The 13,712-nt window shown below is 62.3% G+C and carries 15 protein-coding genes; 13 read left to right on the top strand and 2 right to left on the bottom strand.

The annotated features are described in order from the left end of the window. Positions 1 to 27: 27 nt before the first annotated feature. The 4 genes from DOM33_RS10010 to DOM33_RS09995 all read left to right on the top strand — a co-directional run bounded on the left by DOM33_RS10010 (position 28) and on the right by DOM33_RS09995 (position 5,066). Positions 28 to 1,212: an efflux RND transporter periplasmic adaptor subunit gene (locus tag DOM33_RS10010; RefSeq protein ID WP_110668491.1), complete on the top strand. Its 1,185-nt coding sequence runs from the start codon at positions 28 to 30 to the stop codon at positions 1,210 to 1,212. Further along, a complete protein-coding gene (locus DOM33_RS10005; protein ID WP_110668489.1) occupies positions 1,212 to 4,337 on the top strand; it encodes an efflux RND transporter permease subunit in 3,126 nt (1,041 codons plus the stop codon). Before DOM33_RS10010 ends, DOM33_RS10005 begins: the two co-directional genes overlap by 1 nt. Before the next feature lie 134 nt (positions 4,338 to 4,471). Then, complete coding sequence (locus DOM33_RS10000) at positions 4,472 to 4,777, top strand: glycine zipper domain-containing protein (RefSeq protein WP_162617949.1); 306 nt, start codon at positions 4,472 to 4,474, stop codon at positions 4,775 to 4,777. A gap of 52 nt (positions 4,778 to 4,829) precedes the next feature. Continuing rightward, positions 4,830 to 5,066 (top strand): ElaB/YgaM/YqjD family protein, encoded by a 237-nt coding sequence (locus DOM33_RS09995; RefSeq protein WP_110668485.1) that lies wholly within the window; start codon positions 4,830 to 4,832, stop codon positions 5,064 to 5,066. A gap of 496 nt (positions 5,067 to 5,562) precedes the next feature. Here DOM33_RS09995 and DOM33_RS09985 read toward each other — a convergent pair whose 3' ends face one another. Then, the gene (locus tag DOM33_RS09985) at positions 5,563 to 5,847 is read right to left on the bottom strand and encodes an FAD assembly factor SdhE (RefSeq protein WP_110668481.1); all 285 of its coding nucleotides are present in this window, start codon (positions 5,845 to 5,847) and stop codon (positions 5,563 to 5,565) included. Between the two features lie 418 nt (positions 5,848 to 6,265). On the opposite strand from DOM33_RS09985, the gene DOM33_RS09980 reads away from it, so the two are divergent. The 3 genes from DOM33_RS09980 to lapB all read left to right on the top strand — a co-directional run bounded on the left by DOM33_RS09980 (position 6,266) and on the right by lapB (position 8,139). Further along, complete coding sequence (locus tag DOM33_RS09980; RefSeq protein ID WP_110668478.1) at positions 6,266 to 6,562, top strand: integration host factor subunit beta; 297 nt, start codon at positions 6,266 to 6,268, stop codon at positions 6,560 to 6,562. Positions 6,563 to 6,647: 85 nt separating this feature from the next. Continuing rightward, positions 6,648 to 6,953, top strand: coding sequence for a lipopolysaccharide assembly protein LapA domain-containing protein (locus DOM33_RS09975; RefSeq protein WP_110668476.1), 306 nt, complete (start codon positions 6,648 to 6,650; stop codon positions 6,951 to 6,953). Between the two features lies 1 nt (position 6,954). After that, positions 6,955 to 8,139, top strand: coding sequence for a lipopolysaccharide assembly protein LapB (gene lapB, locus DOM33_RS09970; protein ID WP_110668473.1), 1,185 nt, complete (start codon positions 6,955 to 6,957; stop codon positions 8,137 to 8,139). Between the two features lie 3 nt (positions 8,140 to 8,142). On the opposite strand, the gene pyrF is transcribed toward lapB, so the two are convergent. Continuing rightward, positions 8,143 to 8,841: an orotidine-5'-phosphate decarboxylase gene (pyrF, locus tag DOM33_RS09965; protein WP_110668471.1), complete on the bottom strand. Its 699-nt coding sequence runs from the start codon at positions 8,839 to 8,841 to the stop codon at positions 8,143 to 8,145. A 176-nt stretch (positions 8,842 to 9,017) separates the two neighbouring features. Between pyrF and DOM33_RS09960 the strand changes: the two genes are divergently transcribed. The 6 genes from DOM33_RS09960 to DOM33_RS09935 all read left to right on the top strand — a co-directional run bounded on the left by DOM33_RS09960 (position 9,018) and on the right by DOM33_RS09935 (position 13,470). Continuing rightward, positions 9,018 to 9,278 (top strand): ComEA family DNA-binding protein, encoded by a 261-nt coding sequence (locus tag DOM33_RS09960; RefSeq protein WP_110668469.1) that lies wholly within the window; start codon positions 9,018 to 9,020, stop codon positions 9,276 to 9,278. Between the two features lie 111 nt (positions 9,279 to 9,389). Beyond that, on the top strand, positions 9,390 to 9,890 hold the full coding sequence (locus DOM33_RS09955) for an FxsA family protein (protein WP_110668467.1): 501 nt from the start codon (positions 9,390 to 9,392) through the stop codon (positions 9,888 to 9,890). 207 nt (positions 9,891 to 10,097) lie between these two features. Next, the gene (locus DOM33_RS09950) at positions 10,098 to 10,391 is read left to right on the top strand and encodes a co-chaperone GroES (protein ID WP_110668465.1); all 294 of its coding nucleotides are present in this window, start codon (positions 10,098 to 10,100) and stop codon (positions 10,389 to 10,391) included. Positions 10,392 to 10,453: 62 nt separating this feature from the next. Next, a complete protein-coding gene (gene groL / locus DOM33_RS09945; protein WP_110668464.1) occupies positions 10,454 to 12,097 on the top strand; it encodes a chaperonin GroEL in 1,644 nt (547 codons plus the stop codon). A gap of 124 nt (positions 12,098 to 12,221) precedes the next feature. Beyond that, positions 12,222 to 12,950, top strand: coding sequence for an RNA methyltransferase (locus DOM33_RS09940; protein ID WP_110668462.1), 729 nt, complete (start codon positions 12,222 to 12,224; stop codon positions 12,948 to 12,950). Between the two features lie 127 nt (positions 12,951 to 13,077). Continuing rightward, entirely contained in the window at positions 13,078 to 13,470 is a 393-nt protein-coding gene (locus tag DOM33_RS09935) for a hypothetical protein (RefSeq protein ID WP_110668459.1), read from the top strand. Positions 13,471 to 13,712: the final 242 nt, after the last annotated feature.

Below are 13,712 nucleotides of genomic sequence, written 5' to 3'. Positions count from 1 at the left end.
ATGCTCATGATAAAGACAACAAACCTTATGACTTCGCTTTTGCCGCCCTTCTTCGCCCGCTCCTACACGGGAACCCGCCGGCTGCCGGCTTGGGCCACCCGGCTCGTGACCGCGACATCCACCGTGGCCACGGCACTCATCGTGACCGTGACATTCAGCGTGACCGGTATCGGTGCAGCCAGAGCCGAGGCGGCACCCACTGCCGTGATGACGGCCACCGTACAGACCCAGACCTGGCGCGAGTCGCTGGAAGCACTGGGCACGCTTCGCGCCGACGAGAGCGTCACGCTCTCGGCGACGGTGACAGGACGCGTGGAAGCACTCAATTTCGACGACGGTGAAAGCGTCGATGCCGGCCAGTGGCTGGTGCAGCTCGAAGACGACCAGGCACGAGCCTCGCTGCGAGCCGCCGAGGCGCTCCGTGAGCAGCGTCAAAACGCCGTGAATCGCGCTCAGCAGCTCCAGGACCGGAACCTCGGTGTCCGGGCGACGCTCGAGGACAGCACGGCACTGGTGGGCCAGAGCGAGGCCGAGATCGACGAGATCAGCGCGCGGATCGACGACCATCGCATCCGTGCGCCCTTCGCCGGTACCGTTGGGCTACGCGAGCTGAGCCAAGGGGCGCTCGTGACGCCGGGCACCGAACTCGTCACTCTCGACAAGCTCGATGTGATGAAGCTCGATTTCACCGTGCCGGCCACGCTGCTCTCGGCGATCCGCCCCGGGCTCGCCCTCGATGCCACCACGCCGAGCTATCCCGGCCGGATCTTCGAGGCCGACGTGGCGACGATCGGCACGCGCATCGATGCCGTTTCGCGAAGCTTGACCGTGCGTGCTCGCCTGGACAACGCCGAGAGGCTGCTGCGACCGGGCATGCTGATGATCGTCACGCTCAGCCAGCCGCCCCGACAGGTTCTGAGCGTGCCCGAAGGCGCCCTGGTCCCGGATGGCGAGCGTCAGACCGTTTGGCTGCTGGACGCACAGGATCCGCCGCGCGTCTCGCGCCGGGAGATCACGATCGGTGAGCGCCGTGACGGCAAGGTCGAAGTCCTCGAGGGGCTCGCCGAAGGCGACCGCATCGTCACTCACGGCACACTCAAAGTGCGCGCCGACGATGCGGTCGAGTCGATCGCCGAGAACGTCGCCGAAAGCGATATGCAGGGTGTACTGGAGCGTCAGCGACGGGCCAGCGCCTCGGAAACCGATAACTGATGCGCCTTTCCGATCTTTCGATTCGTCGGCCTGTCCTCGCCACCGTCGGTTCGCTGCTGCTGGTCGCCTTCGGTCTGCTAGCGCTGGAGCGTCTTCCGCTACAGGAATATCCGGCGATCGACCCGCCCGTCGTGAGTATCGAGACGCGCTATCCCGGCGGCTCGGCAAGCGTGGTCGAAACCCAGATCACCCAGCTGCTCGAAGACCGTATCGCGGGTATCGAAGGCATCGTTTCGATCGAATCGCAAAGCGCGGACGGCGAGTCGGAAATCGATATCGAGTTTTCGCTGGATCGCGACATCGACGGTGCCGCCAACGACATTCGCGATCGAATCTCGGCGGTGGCGGACAACCTCCCCGATCAGGCGGAATCTCCCGAGATCGAGAAGAGCGACAGCAGCGACGACGTGATCATCTGGCTGTCGCTCTCCGGCGAGGGATACACCATCCCCGAGCTGACCGACTACGCCAACCGCTACCTGGTCGATCGTTTCTCGACGCAGGACGGCGTCGCCCGGGTGCGCCTGAGCGGCGGCAAGGAGTATGCGATGCGAGTCTGGCTCGATCGTAACGCCCTCGCCTCTCGACAACTGACGGTGGATGACGTCGCCGACGCCCTGCGGGCGGAGAACGTCGAGCTGCCCGCGGGCTTTCTGGAATCCCGGGACCGGCAGTTCACCCTGCGTATCCCGCGGAACTTCGTCAGCGCCGAGGATTTTCGCGACCTCGCCGTCGCGCGGGCGAGCGATGGCTATCTGGTGCGGCTGTCGGACGTGGCACGAGTGGAAGTGGGCTCCGTCGAGGAGCGGTCGATCTATCGCGGCAATACCGTCCCCATGGTCGGTCTGGGAATGATCAAGCAGTCGACGGCGAGCGTGCTCGAGGTCGCCGAGGGCGCCAAGGCGGAAATGGCGCGGCTGCAGGAGAGCTTGCCCGAAGGCATGTCGCTGTCGCTCAACTTCGACTCCTCGATCTTCGTTTCGGGAGCGCTCAAGGAAGTGGTCATCACACTGTTCATCGCCATGGCACTGGTCGTGGTGGTGATCTTCGCTTTTCTGGGCAATCTGCGGACCACGCTAGTGCCCGCGATCACCGTGCCCATCTCGCTGATCGGGACCTTCGTCTTCCTGGGGGCCTTCGGTTTCACTCTCAATCTGCTGACGCTGTTGGCGCTGGTACTGGCGATCGGGCTGGTGGTCGACGACGCGATCGTGGTCATCGAGAACGTCCACCGACGCATGGTGGTTCACGGCGAGTCCCCGCTGGTGGCGGCCTTTCGCGGCACCCGCCAGATCGGCTTTGCGGTGATTGCGACCACGCTGGTACTGGTCGCGGTCTTCGTACCGCTCAGCCTGCTCGAGGGAGATATCGGGCGCCTCTTTTCCGAGTTCGCGCTGACGCTGGCGGCTGCGGTGCTGATCTCGTGCCTGGTGGCGCTGTCGCTGGCGCCGATGCTCTGTTCGAAGCTGCTGCATCCGGGGCTTCACGACAATCGAATCAGCCGCGTCGTTCATGCAGTGCTCGACCGCGTCCAGACCGCCTACCGTCGCGCGCTTCGAGTCACGCTCGGGCGACGCTGGACGGTGATCGCCACGTTCTCGCTGCTGCTGGTGGGTACCGGCTGGCTGTTCCAGCAGCTGCCGAGCGAATACACGCCGCGCGAGGATCGCGGCAGCTTCTTCGTTCTCATCGAAGGGCCGCCGGGCGCGACGTTTCGCTACATGCAGGACTATTTCGACGAAATCGAAGCCCGTCTGATGACGCTGGTAGAGCGCGGAGACATCCATCAGCTGTCGATGCGTGGCCCCCGAGGCTTCGGCAGCCTGGAGAACTTCAACGACGGCCTGGCGATCGTCTCGCTCAACGACTGGGGCGAACGGCGCTCGGCGTGGGCGATCATGAGTGACGTCCGTCAGCAGCTCGGCGATCTGCCGGGGGTGACCGCCACACCGGTCATGCGACAGGGTTTCGGCGGTCGGGTCGAAAAGCCGGTCCAGTTCGTCCTCGGCGGCGGCACTTACGAGGCGCTCGCCGAATGGCGTGACCGCATGCTCGAGCGTCTGCGCGCCGAGGGCGGCCACGGCATGGAGGCGATCGACAGCGACTACCAGGAAACGCAGCCGCAGTTTCGTATCGATATCGATTACGACCGGGCGGCGTCGCTGGGCGTCACGGTCTCGACCATCGGTAGCACGCTCGAAACCCTGTTCGGGGGACGCAACGTGACCACCTACGTCGACGATGGTGAGGAGTACGACGTCATTCTCGAGGGCGAGCGCGATCGGCAGCGCGACCCCGGCGTGCTCGACAACGTCCAGGTGCGCGCCTCGACCGGGGACACGCTGATCCCGCTGGCGAGTCTCGTCGAGGTCTCGTCGTTCGCCGGTGCCAGCGAGCTCAACCGTTTCAATCGGATGCGCGCGATCACCCTGGAGGCCAACCTGGTGGAGGGGACCACACTGGGCGAGGCTCTCGATGCGCTTCGCGCCATCGCCGCCGAGGAGCTTCCCGCCGAAGCCGTCATCGACTACAAGGGGCCGTCCCGGGACTTTCAGCAGGCCAATGGCGCCACGACCTTCCTGCTCGTGATCGGCATACTGGTCGTCTTTCTCGTACTGGCAGCCCAGTTCGAGAGTTTCATCCACCCGCTGATCATCATGCTCACCGTACCCATGGCGATCGGCGGCGCACTGCTAGGCCTCTGGGCCAGCGGACAGTCGCTCAACATCTATAGCCAGGTCGGGTTGGTGATGCTGGTGGGGCTGGCCGCCAAGAACGGGATTCTCATCGTCGAGTTCGCCAACCAGCTCCGCGACGAGGGCCATCCCTTCGAGACCGCCCTGATCGACGCCTCGGTCACGCGACTGAGGCCGATCCTGATGACGACCATTACCACCATGGCAGGCGCCGTACCGTTACTGCTGGCTTTCGGGCCGGGAGCGGAATCGCGCGTCGTCATCGGTACCGTGATCTTCTGTGGGGTCGCGGTCGCCACGCTGCTGACGCTCTTCATCGTGCCCATCGCCTACGCGCTACTGGCACGCCATAGTGGCTCCCCGGGCCGCGTGAGTCGGCGACTCGATGCAGAACTCGCCGTCGAAACCAGCGACGGCAGTCGACAGTGACGAGAGAAGAATGGCGGCGTACCGAGCAAAGCTGTCTACACTGTTAACGATCTTTCAACGCTATCGAGGGACATGACGTGAGCCTTTTCCATCGTGACGACAAAGAATCCCAGGTTCAACGCGGCGATGACGACATGGCGATCGCGGCAGACGTCGGTAGTCGTTTGAGTGAAGAGCCAAGCATCGGCGAGCCGTTGCATGCTGGTGGCGATTTTGCGACCGAGCCCCTCGAAGAGAGTATCGACGAGCCGCCTCGATACGCGTCTGCCTACCTCGGCGATCACGACGGTTGGGCAGAACGTTCGCGACGACGCATCAACGCACAGGTCGCGGACACGTGCGAAAGCTGCGATGCTTTCGTACAGGCCAAGCCCTGGCAGAGCGTGGGCATCGCCGCCTTTGCCGGTGCTTTCATCGCACTGCTCATTCGCAAGCGTTGAGTTGCGCCTATATCACCGATTCAAGAATCCACCCATCGATTAAGGATGATCCATGAGCCGTCAATACCGTGAAGATGCACGCTACTATTACGAAGACGCCAAGCGCCGCGGTCGCAAGGGCGTCAGTCAGGCCCGCCATCGCGCCGACGATATCGGGCACGACCTCGTCGAGCACGCCGAAGACGCCTGGCGTGAAACCGACAACTATGTCCATCGCAATGCCTGGAGCAGCATGGGTGTCGCCGCCCTCGCTGGCTTCGCGATCGGCTTTCTCGTCGGCCATCGTTGAGACGCGATAGCGCCTCGCTACTGCCGAATGCAAACGGCCCCGCTCAATAGCGGGGCCGTTTGCGTCATGACTCGTCGTTTCCGCAACGACGAAAAAGAAGCCGCTTGTCGACGGCTATCCCACCCCTCAAATCGTCGACGCTCGTTGCCGGGTCAGCAGGGCCTCACGAAGCTTGCGGCCGTCATTCACGGAAAGGCTGTCGGGATAGAGCCAACGGATTCTGCCATCGAGATCCAGGCTGGAAAGCCAGGGGCCGAGCCTTTGCGACTCGCAGCGAATTTCGTGCCATTCCCGTTCGTTCGAGCTGCACTCCCAAATGGCGCGACTCTCTTCCCACCGACAGCGTAGCCAGAACCGTCGCGGCGTGCGACGCCAGGCGCTGACGATATAACCCGTCCCGAGAAAGAGCCAGACGACCGCTAGCAGAAGCGACGAGAAAAACGCGGCGTAGAGGGCAACGCCCACAAGTGATAGCCCTTGCGCCACCAGCGCCGCGCTAGAGCGTTTGATGGCGACGGCGATCGATGGCTTCGGCATGTTCGACGATCATCTTGACGATGCGGCGCAGGTCTGCGTCTTCCGGCCATTCGCGGCGCATCAGCCAGACGAATAGATCCTGGTCTTCGGCTGCAATGAGCTCGCGGTAGCGGACCTGGTCCTCGGGGGAGAGCGAGTCGTAGCGATCCTCGAGAAAGGGAACGAGCAGCAGATCGAGCTCCCACATACCGCGACGAGAATGCCAGTAAAGGCGCTTTCGCACTGTGTCTTCGTTATCGGCCACGGTCTCTCCTGGGTACTGAAACGGTGACCCATTGTAGACCAACGCCAGACGTCTCCACTATTCGTCTCGCAAAAGACCGACACCCCTGACGCCACAGTGATCCGCGATGCGATCGACGGCGCTCGTGAGGGTACCCAGCGGCATTGCCTGACGACGCCCCCCACTCCCCGCCTTCGTATACCGAGTGCTCGCACGCCGCCGCCAGGCGGTAGCAAGGGTCATGAGATCCGCACTCCACCTTGCAAACCTTCCTGACTCGCCAATTTCCACGTTGTCTATTCTTCGCTAGTCGAGTTTTCGGACAGCGCCTAGTGCGTTGTTTTCGCAAAACTTGCGAAGTATGCTGAATCGACAACAATAGAAGTCGGCGTTGCTACTACGCCCTTAACCGCCGGGCCGATGCCCACGGAGAGTGTCGATGACCAAATCGGAATTGATCGAGCAGATTGCCACCCGTCGCCCCGAGCTCTCGGCGAAAGATGTCGAGTCCGCGGTTCGCGTCATTCTCGACGACATTACCAGCGCTCTTGCCGATGGTGGCCGGGTCGAGATTCGCGGCTTTGGCAGCTTCTCGCTGCATTTTCGCGAGCCTCGCACGGGCCGCAACCCGAAGACCGGCGACCCGGTCGACCTCACGGGAAAGTACGTTCCTCATTTCAAACCGGGCAAGGAACTGCGCGAACAGGTCAATGCCAGCCGTGCGCTAGGCTATTGATCACTCAGTCACCGGGCTCTCGCCAGCCCATCGCCGGTCGACGGGTTCACTGACCCCGCCGTCGGGCTCTTTATCAGGAACCGCTATGCGCTGGCTAAAAGGCGTCATCTTCGCTGTCGTTCTCATCGTCGTGCTGCTGCTCGGCATCCTCTTTGCCGTCAATAACCAGCAACCCATGCCGCTGGACCTGATCTGGGTCGAACTGCCGCCAGCCTCGCTGTCTCTCTGGCTACTGGTGGCGCTTGCCTGTGGCGTGATTCTGGGCATGGTCGCGATGACCGGCATGTATCTTCGCCTGCGGACGCTGCTGACCCGGGCACAGCGTCACAATCAGCAACAGCGCAAGGAACTCGATCGTCTCCGGACGCAGGAGTTCAAGGAAAGCACCTGATATGAGCGACGCTCTGCTACTGGCCATGCTGGTGGCAGCCATCGCCATTGGCTGGTGGTTGGGTCGTCGGGAGAGCGGTCGCCATCCCCGGCCGCTGCAACGCCGGCAGTCCTCCCTCCCCCGCGACTACTTCGTGGGACTCAATTATCTGCTCAATGAACAGCCCGATCGCGCGATCGAGACCTTCACGCAGGCACTGGAGGTCAATAGCGACACGATCGAGACGCACATTGCCTTGGGCAATCTCTACCGGTCCCGTGGGGAGGCGGACCGCGCCGTACGCATTCATCAGAATCTGCTCGCGCGCCCCACACTAACCGCCGTGCAGAGCGGCCAGGTCCAGCTCGAGCTTTCTCGCGATTTTCTCAATCTCGGCCTGCTCGACCGTGCCGAACGCCTGTTACTGATGCTGCAGAAGGCCAACGTCGACGATGAGCAGAAGGTGGCTGCCAAGCGCCTGCTGGTGGACCTTTTCCAGCAGGAGAAAGAGTGGGAGCAAGCGCTCGACATCGCCCAGTCCCTGATCCGGTCCGATGCCGACATTCAGCGCTCCGCCGCTCACTGGCAGTGCGAGCTGGCGCTCGAACACCGTCGCGCGGCCAGCCCCTCGCTAGCGCGTAAGGCCCTTCGGCAGGCACTGGCCATCGACGATCGCTGTGTTCGGGCCAACTGGATACTCGGCCAGATCGAATGGGACATCGGCCACTATCGCAATGCGATCCGCTACTGGCAGCGCATTCTCGATCAGGACGCGGGGTTTGCGCCTCTCGTCCTCGCGCCTCTACGAGACGCCTATCGACTACTCGACGATGACGCCGGCTGGTGGCGATTCCTGGAAGCGCAGCTACAGCACGACCCGCAGACCACCGTCGTGATCATGGCCGCGGATGCGCTCAGACAGCGCCAGGGTACCGAAATGGCATGCGCCTTCGTCAGCGAGCAGTTGCGTGGCCAACCGAGTCTGCGCGGCGTCGATTTCCTGATGGATCTCTATCTCGAGGACAGTGATCCCGGGGAGAGGGACCGACTGGAGCTGCTCAAGCAGCACACGCACCAGCTGCTGGGCGCACGCCCCCGATATCGCTGCCAGCGCTGCGGCTTCGGCGCCGAGCAGCTGCACTGGCAGTGTCCTCGCTGTCACAGCTGGGGAACGAGCAAACCCGTCACAGGGCTCGAGGGCGAATGAGCCTCAGATGATCGACCGCTCGATGGCCGTCAAAGCTTCCATCGGCATCGCCGCCTGCGTGACGGCACGCCCCACGACCAGATGCGTACTCCCGGCCGCCAGTGCTGCCTCCGGCGTCATGATACGGCGCTGATCGCCGACTTCACCGTCGGCCGGTCGGATACCGGGGGTGACCTTCAGGAACCCGTCGCCGCAGCGATCACGCAGTCGCGCGCTCTCTTGCGCCGAGCAGACCACGCCGTGCATTCCGCTTTGTTGGGCCAGCATCGCCAGGCGCTCCACCTGCGCCGCCGCGCTCCCCTCCACACCGATTTCGTCGAGCTCTTCGTCCGACAGGCTCGTCAGCACGGTGACCGCGATCAAATGCGTTCGATACCGCGCTTCCGACATTCGTTTCGCGCAGGCTTCCATCATTCGGCGGCCGCCACCAGCGTGCACGTTGGTCATCCAGACGCCGCGGTCGGCAGCGGCTTCTACCGCCCCGGCCGCCGTATTGGGGATGTCGTGGAACTTGAGGTCGAGAAAGACCTCGAACCCGCGGTCGTGCAGCGCATCGATGGCCGCCGGGCCCACCCTAGTAAAAAGCTCTTTGCCCACTTTCACTCGACAGCGGCGCGGGTCGAGCGCGTCCGCCATCGTGAGTGCCGATGGCAGGTCGGCGTAATCGAGCGCGATGATCAAAGGAGTCGAGATGGCGGGCATGAAGCTCTCCTGCAGACGAATTCGCGAGCGAGTATACCCAATCCATAGCGGGGTCGGGGGCGATGGACAATTCGAAGTGATTGCCGCTCAAGTCGGGCGAATACGTGTCGATAGGGCTTATGGGGGCACTGCCCCGCGCCATACTATTTCCATTGACGGACTCGAAGGAGAAGGTAATGAGAAAGATGCTAAGCGCCGCCCTTTTCGCCCTGGCTCTGAGCTTCAGCGCCGGTGCACTTGCCCAGGAAGCCGTGAACATCAACCAGGCTTCCGCTGAAACGCTCGCCACGCTCCCAGGCATCGGTGACGTCAAGGCGCAGGCGATCGTCGACGACCGTGAAGCCAATGGTGATTTTGGCAGCCTCGACGACCTCACTCGTGTCAGCGGCATCGGTCAGAAGACCGTCGACAACCTCGGCGACGACGCCACGCTTTGACTCCTACCTGATCTACCCCGCTCTTCGCGCGGCCCTTGAAGGCCGCGCGACTTGTATTCCTGGTGATCGTCTCCATTTCTTGGGTCAGGCAGACCCAATCAGGGAGACGTCATGCCCCTTCTTCTCTTGCTGGTGCTTCTGACCATCGCAGACTTCGCGGTGCTGTTCACGCTCGGCGCCGAACTCGGCCTGCTGGTCACACTGCTATGGATCGTCGTAAGCGCCGCCTTCGGCATTCACCTGATTCGCCGAGAGAGCGTGCTGACCTTCCAGCGCGCTCGTGAACGTTTCTCGCGCGGCGAGCTTCCCTCCGATGAACTACTTCATGGCGCGGGCTTCCTGCTCGCTGGCGCCTTGTTCATCGCCCCTGGCTTTCTCTCCGACCTGTTCGGCCTGCTGTGCTTGCTGCCCGGTAGCGGCCGACTGTTGCGTCGCTGGTCGAACAAGGCGCCGCGCTCGGCGTGGCCCAATGATCCCAGGGTCGATACGGACACCGCGTGGTCGCGAGCCGACGATGAGCGACGAACGCCCGGCGAGCGGGCGCGTGCAGCGGATAAACCGCTGGAGGGCGAATACGTCGAGAAGCCGAGCAACGATCCGACGCGACATTAAGTTCTGGCATCTCACGACAAGCGACCGATTTCGCGAATTTTTTTCCGCGTCGACCTTGAAAGCGTATTGGCAGACCCCATCAAGGCAGCAGCGATAGCTTTAGGCCATCAGGCCCATTAACCGGAAGGCTTGAGCCTTCTTCCCCTCGAGCATCGCTCTTGTGGGAACGTGCATTTGCAACATGCAACCATTAGGAGAACGTGAGCAATGAATATCCGTCCCTTGCACGATCGCGTCATCGTACGCCGCAAAGAAGAAGAGCAAAAAACGGCCGGCGGCATCGTGCTTCCGGGCAGCGCCCAGGAAAAGCCGACGCGCGGTGAAATTCTCGCGGTAGGCAATGGCCGTATTCTCGATAGCGGTGAAGTCCGCTCGCTCGACGTCAAAGTCGGCGACACGGTCATCTTCAAGGAAGGCTTCGGCGTCGAGAAGCAGAAAATCGATGGCGAAGAAGTTCTGATCATGAGCGAAGGCGACATCCTGGCCGTCGTTGAAAGCTGAGACAGCGTCTCGCATTCGACGGTTCGTCACCATTTCACGTTTCAGAGTAGGAATACCGAACAATGGCAGCTAAACAAGTCAAGTTCTCCAGCGATGCACGTACCCGTATGGCCAAGGGTGTCGACACCCTCGCCAACGCCGTCAAAGCCACGCTGGGTCCGAAAGGCCGCAACGTCGTTCTGGAAAAATCCTTCGGCGCCCCGACCGTCACCAAAGACGGCGTCTCGGTAGCCAAGGAAATCGAACTGAAAGACAAGTTCGAAAACATGGGCGCCCAGATGGTCAAGGAAGTCGCTTCCAAGACGTCTGACGTCGCCGGTGACGGCACCACCACGGCGACCGTGCTGGCACAGTCCATCGTCAATGAAGGCCTCAAAGGCGTCATTGCGGGCATGAACCCGATGGATCTCAAGCGCGGCATTGACAAAGCCGTCGCCGCCGCCGTCAAAGAGATCGAGTCGCTCTCCGTGCCGTGCACCGACTCCAACGCTATCGCGCAAGTCGGCACGATCTCTGCCAACGGCGATACCAACATCGGCCGCATCATCGCCGATGCCATGGAGAAGGTCGGTAAAGAAGGCGTCATTACCGTCGATGAAGGCCGTGGCTTCGAAGACGAGCTGGAAGTCGTCGAAGGCATGCAGTTCGATCGCGGCTACCTCTCGCCGTACTTCGTCACCAACCAGGAAACCATGGCGGTCGAACTCGAAGACCCCTACATCCTGCTGGTCGACAAGAAGATCTCCAATATCCGCGAACTGCTGCCGACGCTGGAAGCCGTGGCGAAGGCCGGTAAGCCGCTGATACTGATCGCTGAAGACATCGAGGGCGAAGCACTGGCGACACTGGTCGTCAACAACATGCGCGGCATCGTCAAAGTGGCGGCTGCCAAGGCGCCCGGCTTCGGCGATCGTCGTAAGGCCATGCTGCAGGACATCGCGATCCTCACGGGCGGCACCGTGATTTCCGAAGAAGTCGGCCTGGATCTCGAGCAGGTCACGCTCGACCATCTCGGTACCGCCAAGCGCGTGACCATGTCCAAAGAGAACACCACCATCATCGATGGTGCTGGTCAGGACGCCGATATCGAAGCACGCGTCAGCCAGATCCGTGCACAGATCGAAGAGACCTCTTCGGACTACGACCGTGAGAAGCTTCAGGAGCGTGTCGCCAAGCTGGCCGGCGGCGTTGCCGTCATCCGCGTCGGCGCCGCAACCGAAGTCGAGATGAAAGAGAAGAAGGCTCGCGTCGAAGACGCGCTGCACTCGACTCGTGCGGCCGTTGAAGAAGGCGTCGTGCCTGGCGGCGGTACCGCACTGGTGCGCATCCTGACCAGGATCAAGGGCCTGACCGGCGACAACGAAGACCAGACGCACGGCATCGCCATCGCGGTTCGTGCCATGGAATCGCCGCTTCGCCAGATCGTCACCAACGCCGGCCAGGAGGCTTCCGTCATCCTGAACCGCGTCAAGGACGGCGAAGGCAACTTCGGCTACAACGCGCAAACCGGCGAGTTCGGCGACATGTTCGAAATGGGCGTGCTCGACCCGGCCAAGGTGACGCGTTCGGCGCTGCAGTCTGCAGGCTCGGTCGCTGGCCTGATGATCACCACCGAGTGCATGATCGCCGACGATCCGGAAGAGGCGTCCGCTGGCGGCGGCGCTCCGGACATGGGCGGCATGGGTGGAATGGGCGGCATGATGTAAGACGCCCCGCTGCCTGATTGATTCAGGCAGCATGATATTCCGGTATCATGCAAAGCCCCGCCAGATGGCGGGGCTTTTTTATGTCCATCGCCTTCGTTCTCTTCACCCTCGGAGCCTTCAGCGCATGCTCGATCGCATTCGCATCGTTCTCGTCCAGACCTTTCATCCCGGCAACATTGGCGCCAGCGCCCGCGCCATGAAAACCATGGGCCTCAGCGATCTGGTACTCGTCAATCCACGCCAATTCCCCGACGAAGAGGCATCTAGGCTAGCTGCCGGTGCAAGCGATATCGTCGATGGCTGTCGCGTGGTCGACTCGCTGCCCGACGCCGTTGGCGACTGCGTTCAGGTGGTAGGGGCCAGCGCCCGGCTACGCAGTCTGCCACTGCCCTGTTACGACGGCCCCGATCTCATGATGGAAGACGCCGCCAAGCGGCTGGAGGAAGGCCGTATTGCCATCGTCTTCGGGCGGGAGCGCTTTGGGCTGACCAACGAGGAAATTGGTCACTGCACGCATCAGCTGACGATTCCCGCCAATCCGGACTACGGCATTCTGAATCTGTCTCAGGCAGTGCAGATCGTCGCCTACGAAGCGTTTCGACTCGCGAATCGCGACAGTGACACCCCGCGCGGCCCGGTCGCTGGTGGCCCCTACCCCACGGTAGAACAGCTGGAGCACTTTCACGCGCATCTGCATCGGGCACTGAGCGCGGCAGGCTTTCTCAATCAGCCGCACGCCAGGACCGAAGCCCACCTGCGAGCGCTATTCGCCCGTGCCGAGCCCAGCCGCAAGGAGATCTCCATTCTTCGCGGCGTGCTCGCCGCTCTCGAAGCCTCGGGTAATAACGACTGATCCGCATACGTTGGTGGCATGCCAGCCGCGTTCAGGGCAGTGCCGCCGCCCCTTTGGCGAGCCACTTTGACAACGTCAGTCGCTGAATAGAGAATGGGAATCGATCTCATCAATATCGGTGCCGACCATGACCGCCGAACGCGCTCAGCTTCACTACACCTGCGTTTTTCTCCAAGTCTCCTTTCAGGCAGTCAAGAAATCGCTACCGGAAGGCGATGCTAAGAATGCCACGCCCTGCTGGCTGGACGCCGAGATGTTGAAGATGCTTCTGCGCGAACTCAAACATAGCCGGGAAGCCGCGGCGCCTTTTCCCGACGTACGTACTGCACTCGACCGGGCGACCTATCACTGTGGCCTACTCATGGCGCAGTGCCCCGGCGCCCTGGACCAGGCTCTTTGCCGCCACCATCTGGATGCCATCATTGCGCCGCTGCATCAGAGCGTGAGCTGGCTTTGCGGTAACGATGCGCAGATCCACTCGACACCGCGTCGCCGGCTGCGCGATTGGCTTCGCCACTGAACCCACCGCAAGCTGCCTTGGCAGTGCCATTGTCTGTGGCGGCGCCTCGATAGACTGCTCGTCAATAACGTGTGCCAACCAACCGCCCCATTTGCGCGCAGCAAGCTTGAGCGGTGACGGTACGTATCGTCCATGACTTCGCTGTCCGAGATTTGGAGGCTGGCTGGACGATGAGCGATACAACCGACAGACATAAAAAAACAGCGCCCGAAGGCGCTGTTTTTGGTAGCCGATCAGATCTC

The sequence above is a fragment of the Salinicola halophilus genome, assembly GCF_003206155.1.
Lineage (GTDB): Bacteria > Pseudomonadota > Gammaproteobacteria > Pseudomonadales > Halomonadaceae > Salinicola > Salinicola halophilus.
Note: the sequence above shows the minus strand (reverse complement) of the source record. Positions and strands in the feature narration are given on the sequence as shown.

What these genes read in the sequence shown, in the direction of transcription:
- DOM33_RS10010 (WP_110668491.1), top strand. Translation starts at nt 28, where the DNA reads ATGACTTCGCTTTTGCCGCCCTTCTTCGCCCGCTCCTACACGGGAACC.
- DOM33_RS10005 (WP_110668489.1), top strand. Translation starts at nt 1,212, where the DNA reads ATGCGCCTTTCCGATCTTTCGATTCGTCGGCCTGTCCTCGCCACCGTC.
- DOM33_RS10000 (WP_162617949.1), top strand. Translation starts at nt 4,472, where the DNA reads ATGGCGATCGCGGCAGACGTCGGTAGTCGTTTGAGTGAAGAGCCAAGC.
- DOM33_RS09995 (WP_110668485.1), top strand. Translation starts at nt 4,830, where the DNA reads ATGAGCCGTCAATACCGTGAAGATGCACGCTACTATTACGAAGACGCC.
- DOM33_RS09980 (WP_110668478.1), top strand. Translation starts at nt 6,266, where the DNA reads ATGACCAAATCGGAATTGATCGAGCAGATTGCCACCCGTCGCCCCGAG.
- DOM33_RS09975 (WP_110668476.1), top strand. Translation starts at nt 6,648, where the DNA reads ATGCGCTGGCTAAAAGGCGTCATCTTCGCTGTCGTTCTCATCGTCGTG.
- lapB (WP_110668473.1), top strand. Translation starts at nt 6,955, where the DNA reads ATGAGCGACGCTCTGCTACTGGCCATGCTGGTGGCAGCCATCGCCATT.
- pyrF (WP_110668471.1), bottom strand. Translation starts at nt 8,841, where the DNA reads ATGCCCGCCATCTCGACTCCTTTGATCATCGCGCTCGATTACGCCGAC.
- DOM33_RS09960 (WP_110668469.1), top strand. Translation starts at nt 9,018, where the DNA reads ATGAGAAAGATGCTAAGCGCCGCCCTTTTCGCCCTGGCTCTGAGCTTC.
- DOM33_RS09955 (WP_110668467.1), top strand. Translation starts at nt 9,390, where the DNA reads ATGCCCCTTCTTCTCTTGCTGGTGCTTCTGACCATCGCAGACTTCGCG.
- DOM33_RS09950 (WP_110668465.1), top strand. Translation starts at nt 10,098, where the DNA reads ATGAATATCCGTCCCTTGCACGATCGCGTCATCGTACGCCGCAAAGAA.
- groL (WP_110668464.1), top strand. Translation starts at nt 10,454, where the DNA reads ATGGCAGCTAAACAAGTCAAGTTCTCCAGCGATGCACGTACCCGTATG.
- DOM33_RS09940 (WP_110668462.1), top strand. Translation starts at nt 12,222, where the DNA reads ATGCTCGATCGCATTCGCATCGTTCTCGTCCAGACCTTTCATCCCGGC.
- DOM33_RS09935 (WP_110668459.1), top strand. Translation starts at nt 13,078, where the DNA reads ATGACCGCCGAACGCGCTCAGCTTCACTACACCTGCGTTTTTCTCCAA.